The 14961-nt window shown below is 49.8% G+C and carries 13 protein-coding genes and 1 tRNA gene; 8 read left to right on the forward strand and 6 right to left on the reverse strand.

What is annotated here, in order from left to right:
* The first annotated feature begins 8 nt into the window (after positions 1-8).
* Genes I6L74_RS13485 through sfmF form a run of 3 tightly spaced genes read left to right on the forward strand, consistent with a single transcriptional unit; the run spans position 9 to position 4110 of the window.
* The gene (locus tag I6L74_RS13485; RefSeq protein WP_059177971.1) at positions 9-2576 is read left to right on the forward strand and encodes a fimbrial biogenesis usher protein; all 2568 of its coding nucleotides are present in this window, start codon (positions 9-11) and stop codon (positions 2574-2576) included.
* Positions 2569-3576 carry a type 1 fimbria D-mannose specific adhesin FimH gene (fimH, locus tag I6L74_RS13490; RefSeq protein WP_072241756.1) on the forward strand — a complete coding sequence of 336 codons (1008 nt, stop codon included), beginning with the start codon at positions 2569-2571 and terminating at the stop codon, positions 3574-3576. Before I6L74_RS13485 ends, fimH begins: the two co-directional genes overlap by 8 nt.
* Positions 3577-3594: 18 nt before the next feature.
* Complete coding sequence (gene sfmF, locus I6L74_RS13495; RefSeq protein WP_255210198.1) at positions 3595-4110, forward strand: fimbria assembly protein; 516 nt, start codon at positions 3595-3597, stop codon at positions 4108-4110.
* Between the two features lie 50 nt (positions 4111-4160).
* Here the strand turns inward: sfmF and fimZ are convergent, their stop codons facing one another.
* From fimZ to I6L74_RS13510, 3 genes are all read right to left on the reverse strand, one after another.
* Positions 4161-4793: a fimbria biosynthesis transcriptional regulator FimZ gene (gene fimZ, locus I6L74_RS13500; protein WP_059177973.1), complete on the reverse strand. Its 633-nt coding sequence runs from the start codon at positions 4791-4793 to the stop codon at positions 4161-4163.
* Positions 4794-5573: 780 nt separating this feature from the next.
* A complete protein-coding gene (locus I6L74_RS13505; RefSeq protein ID WP_059177974.1) occupies positions 5574-6299 on the reverse strand; it encodes a helix-turn-helix transcriptional regulator in 726 nt (241 codons plus the stop codon).
* A gap of 26 nt (positions 6300-6325) precedes the next feature.
* On the reverse strand, positions 6326-7045 hold the full coding sequence (locus I6L74_RS13510; RefSeq protein ID WP_082691904.1) for an EAL domain-containing protein: 720 nt from the start codon (positions 7043-7045) through the stop codon (positions 6326-6328).
* A gap of 287 nt (positions 7046-7332) precedes the next feature.
* Here I6L74_RS13510 and I6L74_RS13515 point away from each other — a divergent pair.
* A tRNA-Arg gene (locus I6L74_RS13515) sits at positions 7333-7409 on the forward strand.
* Between the two features lie 205 nt (positions 7410-7614).
* Positions 7615-7890: a DUF1471 family periplasmic protein YahO gene (gene yahO / locus I6L74_RS13520; protein ID WP_059177975.1), complete on the forward strand. Its 276-nt coding sequence runs from the start codon at positions 7615-7617 to the stop codon at positions 7888-7890.
* A gap of 405 nt (positions 7891-8295) precedes the next feature.
* Here the strand turns inward: yahO and I6L74_RS13525 are convergent, their stop codons facing one another.
* The 3 genes from I6L74_RS13525 to I6L74_RS13535 form a co-directional block, all read right to left on the reverse strand.
* Positions 8296-9108: an EAL domain-containing protein gene (locus I6L74_RS13525; RefSeq protein ID WP_237731395.1), complete on the reverse strand. Its 813-nt coding sequence runs from the start codon at positions 9106-9108 to the stop codon at positions 8296-8298.
* Positions 9109-9242: 134 nt separating this feature from the next.
* Positions 9243-11183 carry a methyl-accepting chemotaxis protein gene (locus I6L74_RS21570; protein WP_059177976.1) on the reverse strand — a complete coding sequence of 647 codons (1941 nt, stop codon included), beginning with the start codon at positions 11181-11183 and terminating at the stop codon, positions 9243-9245.
* 147 nt (positions 11184-11330) lie between these two features.
* Entirely contained in the window at positions 11331-11768 is a 438-nt protein-coding gene (locus tag I6L74_RS13535) for a winged helix-turn-helix domain-containing protein (protein ID WP_059177977.1), read from the reverse strand.
* A 509-nt stretch (positions 11769-12277) separates the two neighbouring features.
* Here I6L74_RS13535 and I6L74_RS13540 point away from each other — a divergent pair.
* The 3 genes from I6L74_RS13540 (at position 12278) to I6L74_RS13550 (ending at position 14930) form a co-directional block, all read left to right on the forward strand.
* Entirely contained in the window at positions 12278-13108 is an 831-nt protein-coding gene (locus I6L74_RS13540) for a winged helix-turn-helix domain-containing protein (protein WP_128131012.1), read from the forward strand.
* Positions 13092-13559, forward strand: coding sequence for a YqeJ family protein (locus I6L74_RS13545; protein WP_059177979.1), 468 nt, complete (start codon positions 13092-13094; stop codon positions 13557-13559). Before I6L74_RS13540 ends, I6L74_RS13545 begins: the two co-directional genes overlap by 17 nt.
* Before the next feature lie 285 nt (positions 13560-13844).
* On the forward strand, positions 13845-14930 hold the full coding sequence (locus I6L74_RS13550) for a YncE family protein (protein ID WP_059177980.1): 1086 nt from the start codon (positions 13845-13847) through the stop codon (positions 14928-14930).
* Positions 14931-14961 lie beyond the last annotated feature (31 nt).

Below are 14961 nucleotides of genomic sequence, written 5' to 3' on the forward strand. Positions count from 1 at the left end.
TCAGGGCGATGAACATTCCACGATGGCGTTACTGCCCGTGCGCGCTGGCGTTGGCGGCAGTTCTCTTTCCACAAGCGGGATGGAGCGAAAGCTATTTCAACCCGGGGTTTTTATCCGACGACACTGCCGGTGTGGCGGATTTGTCTCGCTTTGAGCAAGGGCACCAACAGGCGCCGGGTATTTACCGTGTGGATATCTGGCGCAACGAGGAGTTTATCGGCACGCAGGATGTGCGTTTTGAGACGGACGAGAAAAGCACGGCTCCCGTGGCGGGCGGGCTTTCGCCCTGTATCACGCGTGCGATGCTTGACCGCTTGGGCGTGAACATCAATGCGTTTCCGGAACTCGCCCAGACGACGGACGATACCTGTATTCCACTTGCGACGGCCATTCCAGGCAGCGAGATCGGATTCAATTTTGCCTCTCTGCGCCTCAACATCAGTTTGCCGCAGGTGGCGATGCATAACAGCGCGCGCGGCTATATTCCCCCTGAGCAGTGGGACGAGGGCATCCCGGCGATCCTGCTGAACTACAGCTTTAGCGGAAATAAGGGCAATGACGATGACAACAGCTACTACCTCAATCTGCAAACTGGCCTGAATTATGGTGCCTGGCGCCTGCGAAACACCGGCGCGTGGCGCGCCACGCAAAGCAACGGAAATAGCCATCGCGAGTGGCAAAACATCGGGACGTCGGTGGAACGTACGGTCATTCCACTCAAAAGCGAGCTGGTCTTGGGTGACAGCAATAGCGGCAATGATGTTTTCGACAGCATGGGATTCCGTGGTTTGCGGCTCTTTTCGTCTGACAGTATGTACCCGGACAGCATGCAGGGCTACGCCCCGACCGTGCGCGGCATCGCCAGAACGCCTGCAAAAGTGGTGATACGCCAGAACGGTTACGTGATTTATCAAAGCTACGTGCAGCCGGGGGCGTTTGCCATCAGCGATCTGAACCCGACGTCATCAAGCGGCGATCTCGACGTGACGATTGAAGAGAAAGACGGTAATCCACAACGCTATACCGTTCCGTATTCCACCGTGCCGTTATTACAGCGTGAAGGCCGGGTGAAATACGATCTGGTGGCTGGCGACTATCGCAGCGGTAATAGCGAGCAAGAGACGCCATTCTTCACCCAGGGCACGCTGATTACGGGGCTTGCCAACGGCTATACGCTGTATGGCGGCACGCAGCTGGCATCACGCTACACCGCGCTGGCGATTGGTGCGGGGAAAAACCTCGGTGACTGGGGCGCCGTTTCAGTCGATTTAACTCATGCTCGCAGCCAACTGGCCGATGACAGCCGTCACGAAGGGCAGTCTTTGCGTTTCCTTTATGCGAAATCGTTGAACGACTTTGGCACCAACTTCCAGCTGCTGGGCTATCGCTACTCGACAAAAGGGTTTTACACGCTTGATGACGTGGCGTGGAAATCTATGGAAGGCTATCAGTACAGCGATACCAAAGACGACAACGGCGTACCCGACGTCCAGAGCTATCACAATCTGACATGGAATAAAAAAGGACGATTTCAGCTCAACATCTCTCAATCATTGGGAGATTACGGTTCAGTTTACGTCTCAGGCAGCGAGCAAACGTACTGGGGAACCAGCGATTCCAGCGTCTGGTATCAGCTGGGCTACGCCGGTGGAGTGCAGGGGGTGAGCTATTCCGTTTCGTGGTCATGGAACCAGGCAGTGGGGATAGGGGGGACGGATAAAATTGCGTCATTTAACGTCTCCGTACCGTTCAGCCTGTTTACCCGGCACGGCTATCGCCGCGACAGTGCGTTCGATCGCGCCTACGCAACCGCCTCCGCCAGCCGGAACAGCGAAGGCGACAGCAGCTGGCAAACAGGGATCAGCGGCACGCTACTGGAGGACAGAAACCTCACTTACAGTGTGACGCAGGGACATACCAGCAACAACGGTGGCAGCGGTAGCGCCAGTGCCAACTGGCAGGCGGCCTACGGTACGTTTGGTGCGGGGTACAACTACTCGCGCGAGCAGCACGATCTTAACTGGCAGATGTCTGGCGGCGTGGTAGGGCACGCGAATGGGGTGACCTTCAGTCAGCCTCTTGGCGACACCAACGTGTTGATTAAAGCGCCAGGCGCGTCGGGCGTGAATGTCGAAAACCAGACCGGGGTAAAAACGGACTGGCGCGGTTACGCGGTGATGCCTTATGCCACGGTCTATCGCTATAACCGTATTGCGCTGGACACCAACAGCATGAATACCAATACCGATATTGAAAATAACGTCAGCAGCGTCGTGCCTACCAAAGGCGCTCTGGTGCGCGCCAGCTTTGACGCGCGTATAGGCGTACGTGCGCTCTTAACCGTCATGCGCGACAATCAGCCCGTGCCTTTTGGGGCGGTAGTACGCGAAATAGAAAGCGGTGTGACCAGCATGGTGGGCGACGACGGACAAATTTATCTGAGCGGTTTACCGCTGGCGGGGGCGTTATTAATTCAGTGGGGCAATAGTGCCAATACTCAATGCCGCGCGCCTTACGCACTGCCGGAAGAGAGCTTGCAACAGGCCATCACGCTTAAGGAGATTCGCTGTGATTAAGACCCGCTGTTTGGCGGCGGCACTGCTAGCGCTCATGCCTGCGACGCATGCGCTGGCGACCGTCTGCGTCAACCAAAACGGTGTCCCAACCGATGTGTACTATGACTTAACGGATAAATTTAACAGCTCGAATAATCAGATTGGGCAGATCGTCACGCTGGCAGAAAAATCACAGTGGGTGGGTGTAAATGCGGTATGCCCGAAAGGGACGTCGGGCAATACGACCAAGCGCAGTTACGTCACCGATTTTCCTATTACCAGCACCATCGACAGCTACAAGTACCTGAAGCTCAATGATTATCTTGATGGCGCGATGAAAATTACCGACAGCTACGCGGGTGTTTTTTATCCTCCTCAGTCTTTTATTCAAATGGGGAGTCATCCTAACGTTTCCAAAAACCAACCTTTTGGCGTTCAGGATTCAAAGCTGGTATTTCGACTCAGAGTGACGCGGCGGTTTATCAACATGGTTGAGATCCCGCGTCAGACGATGTTTCGCGTTTACGTTACAACAACGTCAGCCGATCCGTTGACGACGCCGGTTTACACCATCAGCTACAGCGGCACGATTCAGGTGCCGCAAAGCTGCGCGATTAACGCCGGTAAAGTCGTCGAGTTCGATTTTGGCGACATCGGCGCGTCACTGTTTAGTCAGGCCGGGGCGGGGAATCGCCCCCAAAATTTGAACCCCAAAACGCAAACCATCGCCATCAAATGCACCAACGTGGAGGCGAACGCGTATCTGACAATGCGCGTTGAAGCGGAAAAGGTGTCTGGAAACGCATTGATTTCTGACAACCCTGATTTAGGTTTTATCGTGGCAACGGCCAGCGGCGCGCCGCTTACGCCGAATAGCCTCATCAGCAAAATTCCGTTTCGTCTGGATGATAACGCCTCGGCGGTGGTGGGGATTAGCGCCTGGCCAGTAAGCATCACAGGGAAAAAACCGAGTGAAGGGCGCTTTCGTTCACGCGGATACCTGCGTGTGGATTACGACTAAGGGGGAATGATGCGCAAAATGATGTTACTCGCCGTAATGACCCTGTCAGGTGCCCCGATGCAGGGATCGATGGCGGCGACGCCGCTGGGTGAAATCAATATTGAACTGTACGGGAACATTGTAGATTTCACCTGCGTGGCGGAGGGTAGCGACAGTAACAAGTCGGTGACGCTGGGTACGTGGCCGACAAAGCAATTGAGCACCACGGGCAGCAGAACGCAGGCAATGCCCTTTACGCTCAAGTTGACCGGCTGTCCGCCGGGCGCCGCCTCGATCACATTTACGGGAAAGGTCGATGCGCGCGATCCTCAGCTTCTTGCGCTCAATGACGCCAGTCAGGCAAGCAATGTCGCCGTAGAGATTCGCGATCACGATAAAACGCGTTTGCCGCTTCAGCAGGCGAGTCAGGAGATGGTTGTGGATGCGCAGGGAAATGCGGTGCTGGCGTTTTATGCCAATTACATCGCGACCGCAAATAATCCTACGCCCGGTCGCGCTGATGCGGATGCGACATTTATGATTAATTATTATTGAGCCGAACGGTACTCCCGGAAACGCGTTAATGCGGTGGGAGTACCTTTGCTTTATAGCAGCTCGTGAGCTTTAGCATAGTCGATGAGCTCGACAATCGTCTGCACGCCTAATTTCGTGTAAATATTTGACTTGTGCGCGCTAATTGTTTTGTTGCTAAGTAATAATTGTTCTGCAATTTCTTTATTAGACAACCCATTCGCCAGAAAACGTAAAACGGTCACTTCCCTGTTGGATAATGGCATATCATTTAATGCCCCTTTATGCGAGCCGTGATGATTTATAAAGCTCAGCGTTTCATAGGGGAAGAAGGAATATCCAGAGAGCAACATCTCTACGGCGTTATAGATATCGCTGAGATCTTTTCTTTTGCTCACAAAGCCGTTTGCCCCCGCACGCATCGCGCGCCCGGCGTAAAAAGATTCTGATTTCGAAGAGAGAAAAAGAACTTTTATGTTTTCATTTAAGTTCTTGATTCTTTTTAATAAAGTAAATCCATCCGATCCCGTCATCTCAATGTCGAGGATCACCAGATCGATAGGGTAATTTCGAATGTAATCGAGCACTTCATGGCTGTCGCCAGATTTGAGTTTTACCGCGATGTTTTTATTTTTCTCTAACAGGACCTCTATCGACATTCTGACGATAGGATGTTCGTCCATAATGATAATGGATGCAGGTTTCATTTTTTTATGCCTCAGGTGGTTAACACGCAATGTAAAAGCGCGGGTAAGCCGGAAGGATAATTTTGCAGATCCTTATACGGGGTATTTCCCTGGAAAAAGCGCAAGCATCCTTGTTATGTAGTAATGAAACATTTCCTCAACGTGATGGTTGAATTGAGACTTAACGGTCAGGTATTGCTATTTCTTATTTTTGTCCGGAACAGGCTTATTATACCTTGTAAGTTTTCTCCGAAAAGCCCGTAAATTATCCGGGGCTCCTTGCTTAATATAATCTTCTGGAGAGCTAAATCGTTCATTTTAAATTCAGGCTAAATAACCACGTGTTGAAGTTAAGGTGGGTGATGATATTTATGTAATTGCAAAAAATAATACAAACGACTCAATGTTAATTTTATGTTTCCTTTTTCAGCGCTTCAACGCGCATACGCGCTCGCCATTCCTAAAGTAGAATTCAGCGCATCTCCCCGTATCACACCTTCATTTGAAAGCGATTTACCCTCTTTAAGAGCATCATCACGTCATGCAGCAGAATCGGCTGTCTGCCGTCGATGCACTTATTTTTTACACCTTGAATAGTAAGGCTTTTACCCACCACTCATCTCATTAACAAATTTTGTGAAAAGTTAACTTTTGGATGAAATCTCTGATTTTCTAAGGCGGAGCAGCGTTAAACGTGGCGAGAGAGTGAAATTTAGGAATAGTTGTAATTTTTAATAAAATGTTAAATTAAGGCCTGATTTTAATAATTATCGTAAGCCATTTCCTAAACCTCTTTAGGAATTAAAGGCTTAAAGAAGGGGGATCGGACAGCCGATGGAGAAGATGCAGTAATTCCTGACGATGGTGTAAGCCCAATTTTTCCAGGATACGCCCAAGGCGATAAACAATGCGGCTATATGGGCGCTGACGCATGAGCGCAATGTGTCGCAGGGACTGACCCTGGGATAAATACTGCAGGATGGTCCACTCTTCGCGTGAAAACCACTGGCTACGATGGGGGGAAGGCGAATTGGTAGCCATCAAAGCCTTCTGTAAGGCAGGGGCTGAAACCTGGCGTTCAAGCACCTCAAAAGGGCCGGTAGTCTTACAAAATAGACGCGTATCGTAGTCGTCTGAGCGAACCAACAAGCTGATGGGGGTAAAGGGGGGATAAAGAATCACTCGTCGTAAAGCATCGAGCATGTCCAGAAGGGACGACGATCGACCCTCTACATCAACCACCAGTCTTGCCGTAGGCCAATTTTTAAGGGCATGGAATGCGGGCTCTAGCGCGTCATAGCCGCAGCAATGACTCAATGGCGAAGGCCCATTCTGTAAACCCGTATGCAGAAAATTATCGCGTGTAACCAGAATAAGAAAGGGAGTGTCTGTTTTACGCGTCTGATTGATGGACTGACTTAGCGACACGAGCCGATCAAAAAAAGGGGGGCTGGAATGTGAATACGAGAATCCCAGCGAATCGCTTCCTTTCCGACGACGCCGATAGCGGCGTACTGTCATGCGCATAGATTCTCTCTCAGGCGAATGTCCTTTTACTGTTCAGACCAGCCCATGGAGGGCCAGTAAAATCCCTGACCGAATCCCGCTCCTGCTTGCAGTGCGCACTCCCGATCCCAATGTGATTCGATACCTTCTATAAGCACATTGCTGGCGACCTGCGCACAGCGACTCACCAGCTGCGCTAATGCAGGCGTTCCCCTTTGGCGCCAGAACACAAGTTTATCGATCTTGATACCGCTTAAGGGTAAACGACAGCGTAAAAAGGCGCGGATCAGGCCGTCGTCTACGTCGTCAAGCCAGATGCGGCAGCCGCGTTCGGCGAGGATCTGCAGGCGTTGGGTTACACACGCCCTTGATTCTGCTGAAAGACGTAAGAATGCGTGGGGGTCGACTATCTCAATATTTTGTCCGGAGGCCAGCAACGGCAGAACCCGTCTGAAATGTTCTGTCTCGACAAATACGGTTATCGGCAGATTAATAAAAAGGTTGTGGCTGTAGGGCGTGTTTTTTAAGGCGGTAAGTTGCGCTTCAAGCAACATAAGCGACTGATCAGCAGACTGATGCTGGAAAAATTGTTCGCTTTTCTCAGGCGAAGCGAGAAGGCTCAACAGCTCCATGCCGACGATGCGTGATGATGTAAGGGCGACAATGGGTTCGAGTTTGATGCCAATAATTTCACGCGACACGCTGCGCAGTTTGGCAAATTTGTTCGTCGGGGGGGCTGCAAATGAGGAGGAGGCAAACGCGGTCACTGCACTGTCCTGTTATCTTCCGGGCTCCCAGGCGCCGGATTACCGCAGGCTAGTGTGCGGGTCATCTGTTTAAGAAAATACCAGGCGTTACTTAAAGAGTCTTAAGCCTTTTCGTAGTGAGATGAAATGCGAGGAAAATCGACGTAATGTTGAAAAAATAGACGTATTTACAGTGGATGTCAGAGATGCTGTTGAGAAGGCAGGCGATTGCGTTAAAAGGCATTGACTCACTTGTCATTGGCCGTATAATTCCACGCGTTTCACCCCCGCAAGTGCACGTTATCCGTGCGCCCTTAGCTCAGTTGGATAGAGCAACGGCCTTCTAAGCCGTAGGTCGTAGGTTCGAATCCTACAGGGCGTACCATGTGTTTTCTGCCATTCCTTAAGTGCTCAAAACCCTCCAGCCGCATTCAAAAAACAATACCCTACAAGATACAGTTTCAACGTTTTGCTATTAACGATTTGATTAAACGCCATGGCATTTCTCACATTTCTCTACCATGCTGATTAAACCTTGCTGTTCATCGTGAGGATGATGTTGTTTCTTATTAATCACAAGGAATTAGGTTATGAAAAAGACGACTGCCCTTTTGTTAGGAACCGCGATCCTCTTCACCTCGAATGCCTTTGCGGCCGAGCTACTCACCCGTGAAGACTTCAAGAAAGTCGAATCCCAGTATGAAAAGATAGGTTCTGTGTCGACCTCTGGTGAGACTGCGATTGCTGATGCGAAAGAAGAGCTCATCAAAAAAGCCGATGAGAAAGGCGCGGATGTGCTGGTATTGACCTCCGGGAATACAGAAAACAAAATTCACGGCACTGCCGATATCTACAAGAAGAAGTAACCGTCTTTGCAGCCACCCATACGCTGGGTGGCTTTCAACACGCTGTCTGGCCGATCCGCTCTCGCTGATACTGGGGGCGCGTAACACCAACGCCTGCAGCGGCGACAGGCGTAAATACAACTCCTTACTGAGAGTGCTGTACGACATCACCAACAACCCATTGGCGCACGCCAGCTCTGCTTCAATTTTTGCACCGCAAACAGGCGTAGCCAGGTCGGCGCGTGGCTCTGGTCAGTAATCGGTAAAAACGACGAAAATCGGCTTAAAAGCCGACAGGATGAAGGGGCGCCTGACCGTTCACTTTACCCTTTTCGTATCCTATCTGGATGACTCCGCGGCGGGCGGTGAACCGCGAAATCTCTTTGTCAGTATGCGCTACGCATTCTACGCAGTACTTCTGCGCAATCAGTGCGGAGGCAGCGCCTGCGCCATCACAACGCGCATTAACTCTTGAACCGGCAGGGGTTTGCAAAAATAAAACCCCTGCATAAAGTCGATCTTTTTCGCGCGCAAATAATCCGCCTGTACTTGCGTCTCAACGCCTTCAGCGATGATTTTCAGGCGCATGTTTTTCGCCAGATCGATCAGGCTGTCCACCAGACGTGTATCATCGCTAACGCCGATCTGGCTGACGAACATTTTATCGATCTTGATAAATTCAGGGTTTAGCGCCGAAATATACGACAGGTTCGAATATCCAGTTCCAAAATCATCCAGCGCCACTGAAATATCAGAGCGTCGCAGCGCGGCAAACCAGTCGCTTAACTCCGGGGTGAAATGCAGCGGATCGCGTTCGGTGATTTCCATTACCACATGACTTTGATTGGCAGTGAACTTCTGTAAAAGCTCGCAGGTATCCACTTCAAAACTCGGGTCGAGACAGTTTTGCGCACTGATATTAATGCAAATGTAAGTGCCCACGGGAAAACGGTGGATCTGATGTTGCAGATCCGCAATGACCTGCTGGATAAGGGAGTGCGTTAGCGGAATGATGAGGTTATGTTTTTCCGCCAGAGGAATAAAAACGTCTGGCGAAACATATCCATAGGAAGGGTGTTTCCATCGGGCAAGCACTTCTACGCCAGCAATCTCGCCGGTGATACCATTGATAAACGGCTGGTAAAAGGGCGTGATCTGCCGCTGATCAATCGCGTTTTGCAGTGTTTTTAAGGGCGAATTTGAGCCCGATTTTTTTAGCCAGGAAACAGTGCGGGTCAAAATTGAACCCCTGCCAGCAGGTACAGAGTGGTGTTTATTCAGGATATTTTCCATGGTTCGCTTTCCTCGCACGCTCGCCAGACAACCTAAAAGAGGGCTGCCTGGCGACGTTGGGCTAAAACATCGGGCTGGGGTTAAAATTGAACCCAGTCGTTTTGATCGCGGTGGCTATCTTTTTTGACCGTGTTGAGCGCAACAACACTGCTTGCTTTGCTCATCGGACGGCTGTCTTTACGCTGATGCGGCACGTTCGAGACGCGGAAGATAGACACCACTTTTTCAAGCTGTACGGCCTGATCTTCCAGCGAACTGGCGGCAGCGGAGGATTCTTCCACCAGCGCGGCGTTCTGCTGTGTCGTCGTGTCCATCTCCGTCATTGCCTGAGCAATCTGCGCAATTCCACGGCTCTGTTCATCGGTGGCTGAGGCGATTTCACTCATGATGTCGCGCACCTGAGCGACGGATGTCTCGATTTTAGACATCGCATCACCTGCACCTTCCACCAGCGTGAATCCGGTATCGACGTGAATAACCGATTCATTGATAAGGCTTTCAATCTCTTTCGCTGACTGGGCGCTACGTTGTGCCAGGGTGCGCACTTCCGCTGCAACCACCGCAAAGCCTTTACCCTGATCGCCAGCACGGGCTGCTTCCACTGCGGCGTTCAGTGCCAGGATATTGGTCTGGAAAGCAATGCTGTTGATGACCGTCGTAATCTCAGAAATACGGTGCGAGCTGCTGCGCACGTTTTTCATCGTGTCGATCACTTTCTTCGAAATCTGGCTGCCTTCGCTCGCGTTCTGAGAGGCTTCTTCTGCCAGCATACGGGCGTGGTTAGCATTCTCGGCGTTCAGCGCCACGGTTGAGGTTAACTCTTCCATACTGGCAGCCGTTTCAACCACGGCGGCAGACTGTTGCTCGGTACGAGCCGATAAATCCATGTTGCCGGCGGCGATTTCCGTCGAGGAACGCGCCACGCTCTCAACGCCTTCTCGAACATCGTTGATGATGTTTTTCAGGTTTTCGTTCATGGTCGATACTGCCTGCATTAACAGGCCTGGCTCGTCACGGCGAGTGCTGGTGAGCGTGCTGGTGAGATCGCCCTTAGCGATAAGTTCAGCGACGCGTAAGGTTTCATTCAGCGGACGGGTAATCGATTTGGTAATGGTCAATGCCAGCAAAACGCCTAACGCGATGCCGATAGCCGCCACAATACCCATCACCATTTGCACGTTGCTGACCGTCGACACCACCATCTTTTGCTGTCGGGTAAACATGTCCTGAATGACTTTTGTCAGAGTCTCTGCTTTAGTGGATAAAATGTCTGACATATCAGACTGCGCAGTCCAGAGTTGCTCATAGTTAGCCAGCTCCGCGGAGATGGTCTGCATTTCTGAAATTCCCGCCATCAGCCAGGCTTTCTGGTCTTCCGGAACAGACTCTAAAAGCTGCTGTGAATTGGTTGTTGCTGAGGTGATACGTGTCAAAATGTCCTGTCGAAGCGCAGGCGTCGGGTGCTGTTTAAAAACGGTGACCTGAGAGTCGATGTCACTGTAGATAAACGCGATCTGCGAGGCTAATAAAGCATGCTGGAGATCAAGCGTGTTACTGCGGCCAAGTTTGTAGGCGGTCTCGGAGTCCTCCGCGAGCACTTTTGTGCTGAGCTTGATTTCACTCTCTTTTTTTGCCGTTAGCGCTTTAGTAAACGGCGTAAGCGTCTCAATATACCCATTTACAGCGCCTGCCGTATTATCAAGTATTGCCTGTCCGTCTGAGGTCCAGGAATGGCTTTGCAGATCTTTAACAATGTCCTGCATCTGTTGCGCGGCAGCCGTTGTGTTGTCCAGATACTTTTGTTCAAGCGTGTACTGGTAATTAAAACGGTTCAAACGCACTGCGGAAAGCGCGTTAAAGAGATTGGTGGTGTGACCGTTTTTTTCGACCCGATCCTGAACAGAGACAAGGCCTGTCAGACCCGATACCAGAATGGCAACGGTGACGAGTAAAACGGTCGTGAAGCCGAAGAATAATTTCTTACTGACTTTTAAGTTTACAAAGCGATTCATAATACTCATATATTTTTCCAGTATCGGGTTACACCGATAAACAGTGAATTTGCGATATATGCCGTTTTAAAAAGCGGGTTGGACATCCTGATGTCTCATAAAAAAAAAGCCCTTTGCATTAAATGCGCAGGGCGAAAACCACTGAATTGACATCACTCACTCAGGGTATCTGTCTTCTCCTCTATTTTTAACAGAAGGAGCTGGGAGTTCACTCATTCTGTAATATACTGGGGTTACATCTTGATAATTGATGATGTAACCGTGCCCGCGAATATTTCGAATAAAATCTTCGGGCAGACCAAGAAGATTGAGTTTGCCGTTTAGGTTATGAAGCACTTGCCATAACCGTTGCGTGGAAGGACTTAAATTATTCTCCTCCCAAATTTTCTCAAATAACTCTTCTTTGGCGACAACTTTTTTACGGCCATGTTCGAGCAGGTAAAGAAACAGCCTTAACATGGTTTCATTAAAATATATTGATGCGAACGCTACACTTTTATCGTTATGGCTACCCGTGAGCCGATACAGCCTGCGATTAGAAATATCGAAATGAATTTCATCACCGATCATAAATCCATATAGACGATAGCCCATCTCTTAAATACCTACTTTAGAGTAAACTGACCTGCACCACGATATACACTTCTGAATAACCCACACTGTTTATAAGGTGGATTATAGGGCTGCGATAAAGGCATTCCAATCCACAACTCTATGCGCTATCAGAAACCCGGTAGACTGCCCGGTTGGCTAGAGTTTCTATTTTCATAAGTGCTGCTTATAGTTTTAAAATCTACATACGACATTTTATGTAGTTTTAAATTTCAGGTTTCCGTACTTAATCTATTGCTCAACATTATGTTGCGAATTTCAACTCATGCTCAGCATCAATCGCTGACTGTCACGGACCAGGTTAATTGTTCATCCATGTCCCGTACTTGATGACGACAAGTTTAAGAATTGCCTGAGATAAAGAGGAGTGAAGTTATATGATTTATACTGAATGAAGTCGGTGGTTTTGGCGATCAGAATAGCCTTTTTGCGGAAATTGGGCGTTTTCAACTTACTGATATATAATAAGTAAAATCTGAATCAGGTTTTCTGTGACCACTAGCGATGATGCCATGAAGAAAGTCTTTTTGATCAACGATACTTTGCTTTTTGAACCTGATCTGCGCCGTCTGGGACCGTTGGAAGGATACCCAAAGAGGGCTATAACGCTGCATGGGCCCGTTAATGAATGCCTGCTTTTGCTTCTGGAACATAACGATCAGGTACTGACCCAGCGCTTTTTGTTTGCTTCCGTATGGGAAAAACAGGGGGCGATCGTCAGCACCAATGCCCTTTATCAAACCATTGCTTCGATACGTAAAGCGTTGAAGTCCTCGGGACTTGACGAAAACATCATTAAAACCATCCCAAAAGAAGGGTTTAAGTCTGTTGCCCTGGTCCGTACTGGCGAACGCGATGAGTTTGTTCCCTCGCAAAAAGCCTCGCCGGAGGCGGCGTTAACCGACTTATCTTCTGAAATGACAATTCCTGATAATGTGGCACCTGTTGCGCCGCAGAAAAGGTCTTTTTTTGCTTCGCCGCTTGCGTATGCCGTGGCAGGTTTGATGTTTATCCTTTCCTGCAGCGTGCTTGTCATGACGTTAAAAGGTAATGAAACTGCTTTCAAAAATTATCATCACATCGGAAAAATTAACGACTGCGACGTATATTCATCATGGCGTGAAAAAGAGAAAAGCATCGGCATGTTTAACCAGCTATCTAAACGTTATCCGATTAACTGTAATACGGGTGGGATGGTCTGGATGACGTTAAATCATGCCCAGAGGGGGAGCTCGGTAATGATTTGCGACCGCAACCCACAGGATACCCAGGCGCAATGCAATTCCATATTTTACAGGAAGCAAAATGATGACGAAGAATAAATTGGCCCTTCGCTGGTCACTCATATTGCTGGCTATCATCATTCCTTTGCTCTACGTCGGATATATTCACGTTCAGCGCAGTAATTTTAATTGCGAGGCGCATACCACCATCGTAGATGACAAATATGTTGTCGATGTGATAATGGATTATACCTTCCTTGGTGGTTCCGGCACGCTCGAGACGTCAGGGGAATATATTCCAGTGAATGCGCCTCCCGTGGCGATCAGTAATAAAGTTTCATTTAACGCATGGCAGGAAAACGGTGAAATGGTGCTCATTTCTAATGAGACCAATGAACTTCCTAAAAAAACAGAAGCGTACAGACTCACTATCCCGGATTTTTATCATGTCCGCGATCGGGGATTAAGATTTAAATTAACGCCGGCTAATGCATCCAGCTATTTCTTTATTTACGCGAATTCCCCCATTTTTTATTGTACAAAAGGATAGAAGGGGATAAGCCCCGCAATATCCTGCGATTTTTACATTTGTTTCTCCTATTTACACTTGATCATACAAAGATAATGAGTATAGTTCTCATTCTCTTTAGTGTTTGTGGGCGCAGATGGACTCTTCCCGCATCAACAGTGAGCGCAGATCTCACACGGAACACTGAGTATTAACAGTGGAATCTGCACTGGCTTAACAGCCTGTCAATATAACCAAAATCGCCAAGCCGCATGCGACGCAGTTTCCCGCCTGAATGATCTTTTTGAACGGTAAAGGATGTTCCTGATGACCAAAAAATTGTCCGCGCTGGCACTGCTTGTTGCTGCCTCTCTTTCCGGTTGCGCCGCGCAGCACGCAGTAAAACCAACCGCTGCGCCAGAAGCGAAAACCGCCGTCACCGCGCCGGCAGAAACGGGTGTAGTGAAACGCGAATTGGCCGACGGCTTATATGAAATGGTGCTCAGTCCGAAAGGCGATGCGCTGTATGTGGCCAGTTCCGAAGGGTTCAAGGATGTGCAGGGCGGCGTTGTTTACAAACTCGATCCGACCACGCTGAAAACCATTGGCCGCAGCCATACCGATCTGAAAAACTTCGCTCTGGCGATCTCCCCGGACGGGCAAACGATTTATGCGACCAATTCGCTGGACGGCGGCATCACCGCGATCAATACCGCTGACGGCAAAGTCAAAAATCGCCTGCTGTTCACCGAGCGTAATAAAGAGGGTTATCCGTACGGCGCGCGGCAGGTTCTGCTTCACGGCGACGTACTTTATATCGGCGGCGTCGCCGATCCGGCGGTCGTCTGGGTCGTGGATGCCAACACGCTGAAGCTGAAAAAAACCATCAAAAATGCCGGCCAGTGGGTTACGGGTTTGCTGTGGTCTGAGCAGACTCAGCGCCTTTACGTGGCCAACGGTGGCGGTGAGATCCTGACGATCAATCCACGCAATAACCGTATTGAAAAACGCTGGAAACCGCTGGGCGACAAGCCAGCGCTGCTGTTGAATATGGCGGAGGACACCGCCACAGGCCGTCTGTTCGTCACCGATAACTCCAAAGCCAAAACCACGCTGGTGCTGGATATTCACACCGGAAACGTTCTCAAACAGCTGGATGTGGGCGATTCGATGGCGGTGAAATTCAACGCCAAACGCAACGAAATCTATATCACCCAGCGCGAAAGCGGAAAACTGCTGAGTCTGGACGCCACGACCTATGCGGTGAAACAGCGCTGGGATCTGCCGCCTAATCCAAACAGCCTGCTGCTGTCGGAAGACGGGCAGACTCTGTATGTCACCGTTAAGCAGGCATTCAATAAAGATCACTCCACGAACGGTCCGGACAGCGTCGTCAGAATCGCTTTGAAATAAAAATGATTAGGCCCGGAAACGGGCCATTTTG

The organism is Lelliottia amnigena, assembly GCF_019047465.1.
GTDB lineage: Bacteria > Pseudomonadota > Gammaproteobacteria > Enterobacterales > Enterobacteriaceae > Enterobacter > Enterobacter amnigenus.

Coding starts and splice junctions, on each gene's coding strand:
- I6L74_RS13485 (WP_059177971.1), top strand. CDS start 9: ATGAACATTCCACGATGGCGTTACTGCCCGTGCGCGCTGGCGTTGGCG.
- sfmF (WP_255210198.1), top strand. CDS start 3,595: ATGATGTTACTCGCCGTAATGACCCTGTCAGGTGCCCCGATGCAGGGA.
- fimZ (WP_059177973.1), bottom strand. CDS start 4,793: ATGAAACCTGCATCCATTATCATTATGGACGAACATCCTATCGTCAGA.
- I6L74_RS13505 (WP_059177974.1), bottom strand. CDS start 6,299: ATGCGCATGACAGTACGCCGCTATCGGCGTCGTCGGAAAGGAAGCGAT.
- yahO (WP_059177975.1), top strand. CDS start 7,615: ATGAAAAAGACGACTGCCCTTTTGTTAGGAACCGCGATCCTCTTCACC.
- I6L74_RS21570 (WP_059177976.1), bottom strand. CDS start 11,183: ATGAGTATTATGAATCGCTTTGTAAACTTAAAAGTCAGTAAGAAATTA.
- I6L74_RS13535 (WP_059177977.1), bottom strand. CDS start 11,768: ATGGGCTATCGTCTATATGGATTTATGATCGGTGATGAAATTCATTTC.
- I6L74_RS13545 (WP_059177979.1), top strand. CDS start 13,092: ATGATGACGAAGAATAAATTGGCCCTTCGCTGGTCACTCATATTGCTG.
- I6L74_RS13550 (WP_059177980.1), top strand. CDS start 13,845: ATGACCAAAAAATTGTCCGCGCTGGCACTGCTTGTTGCTGCCTCTCTT.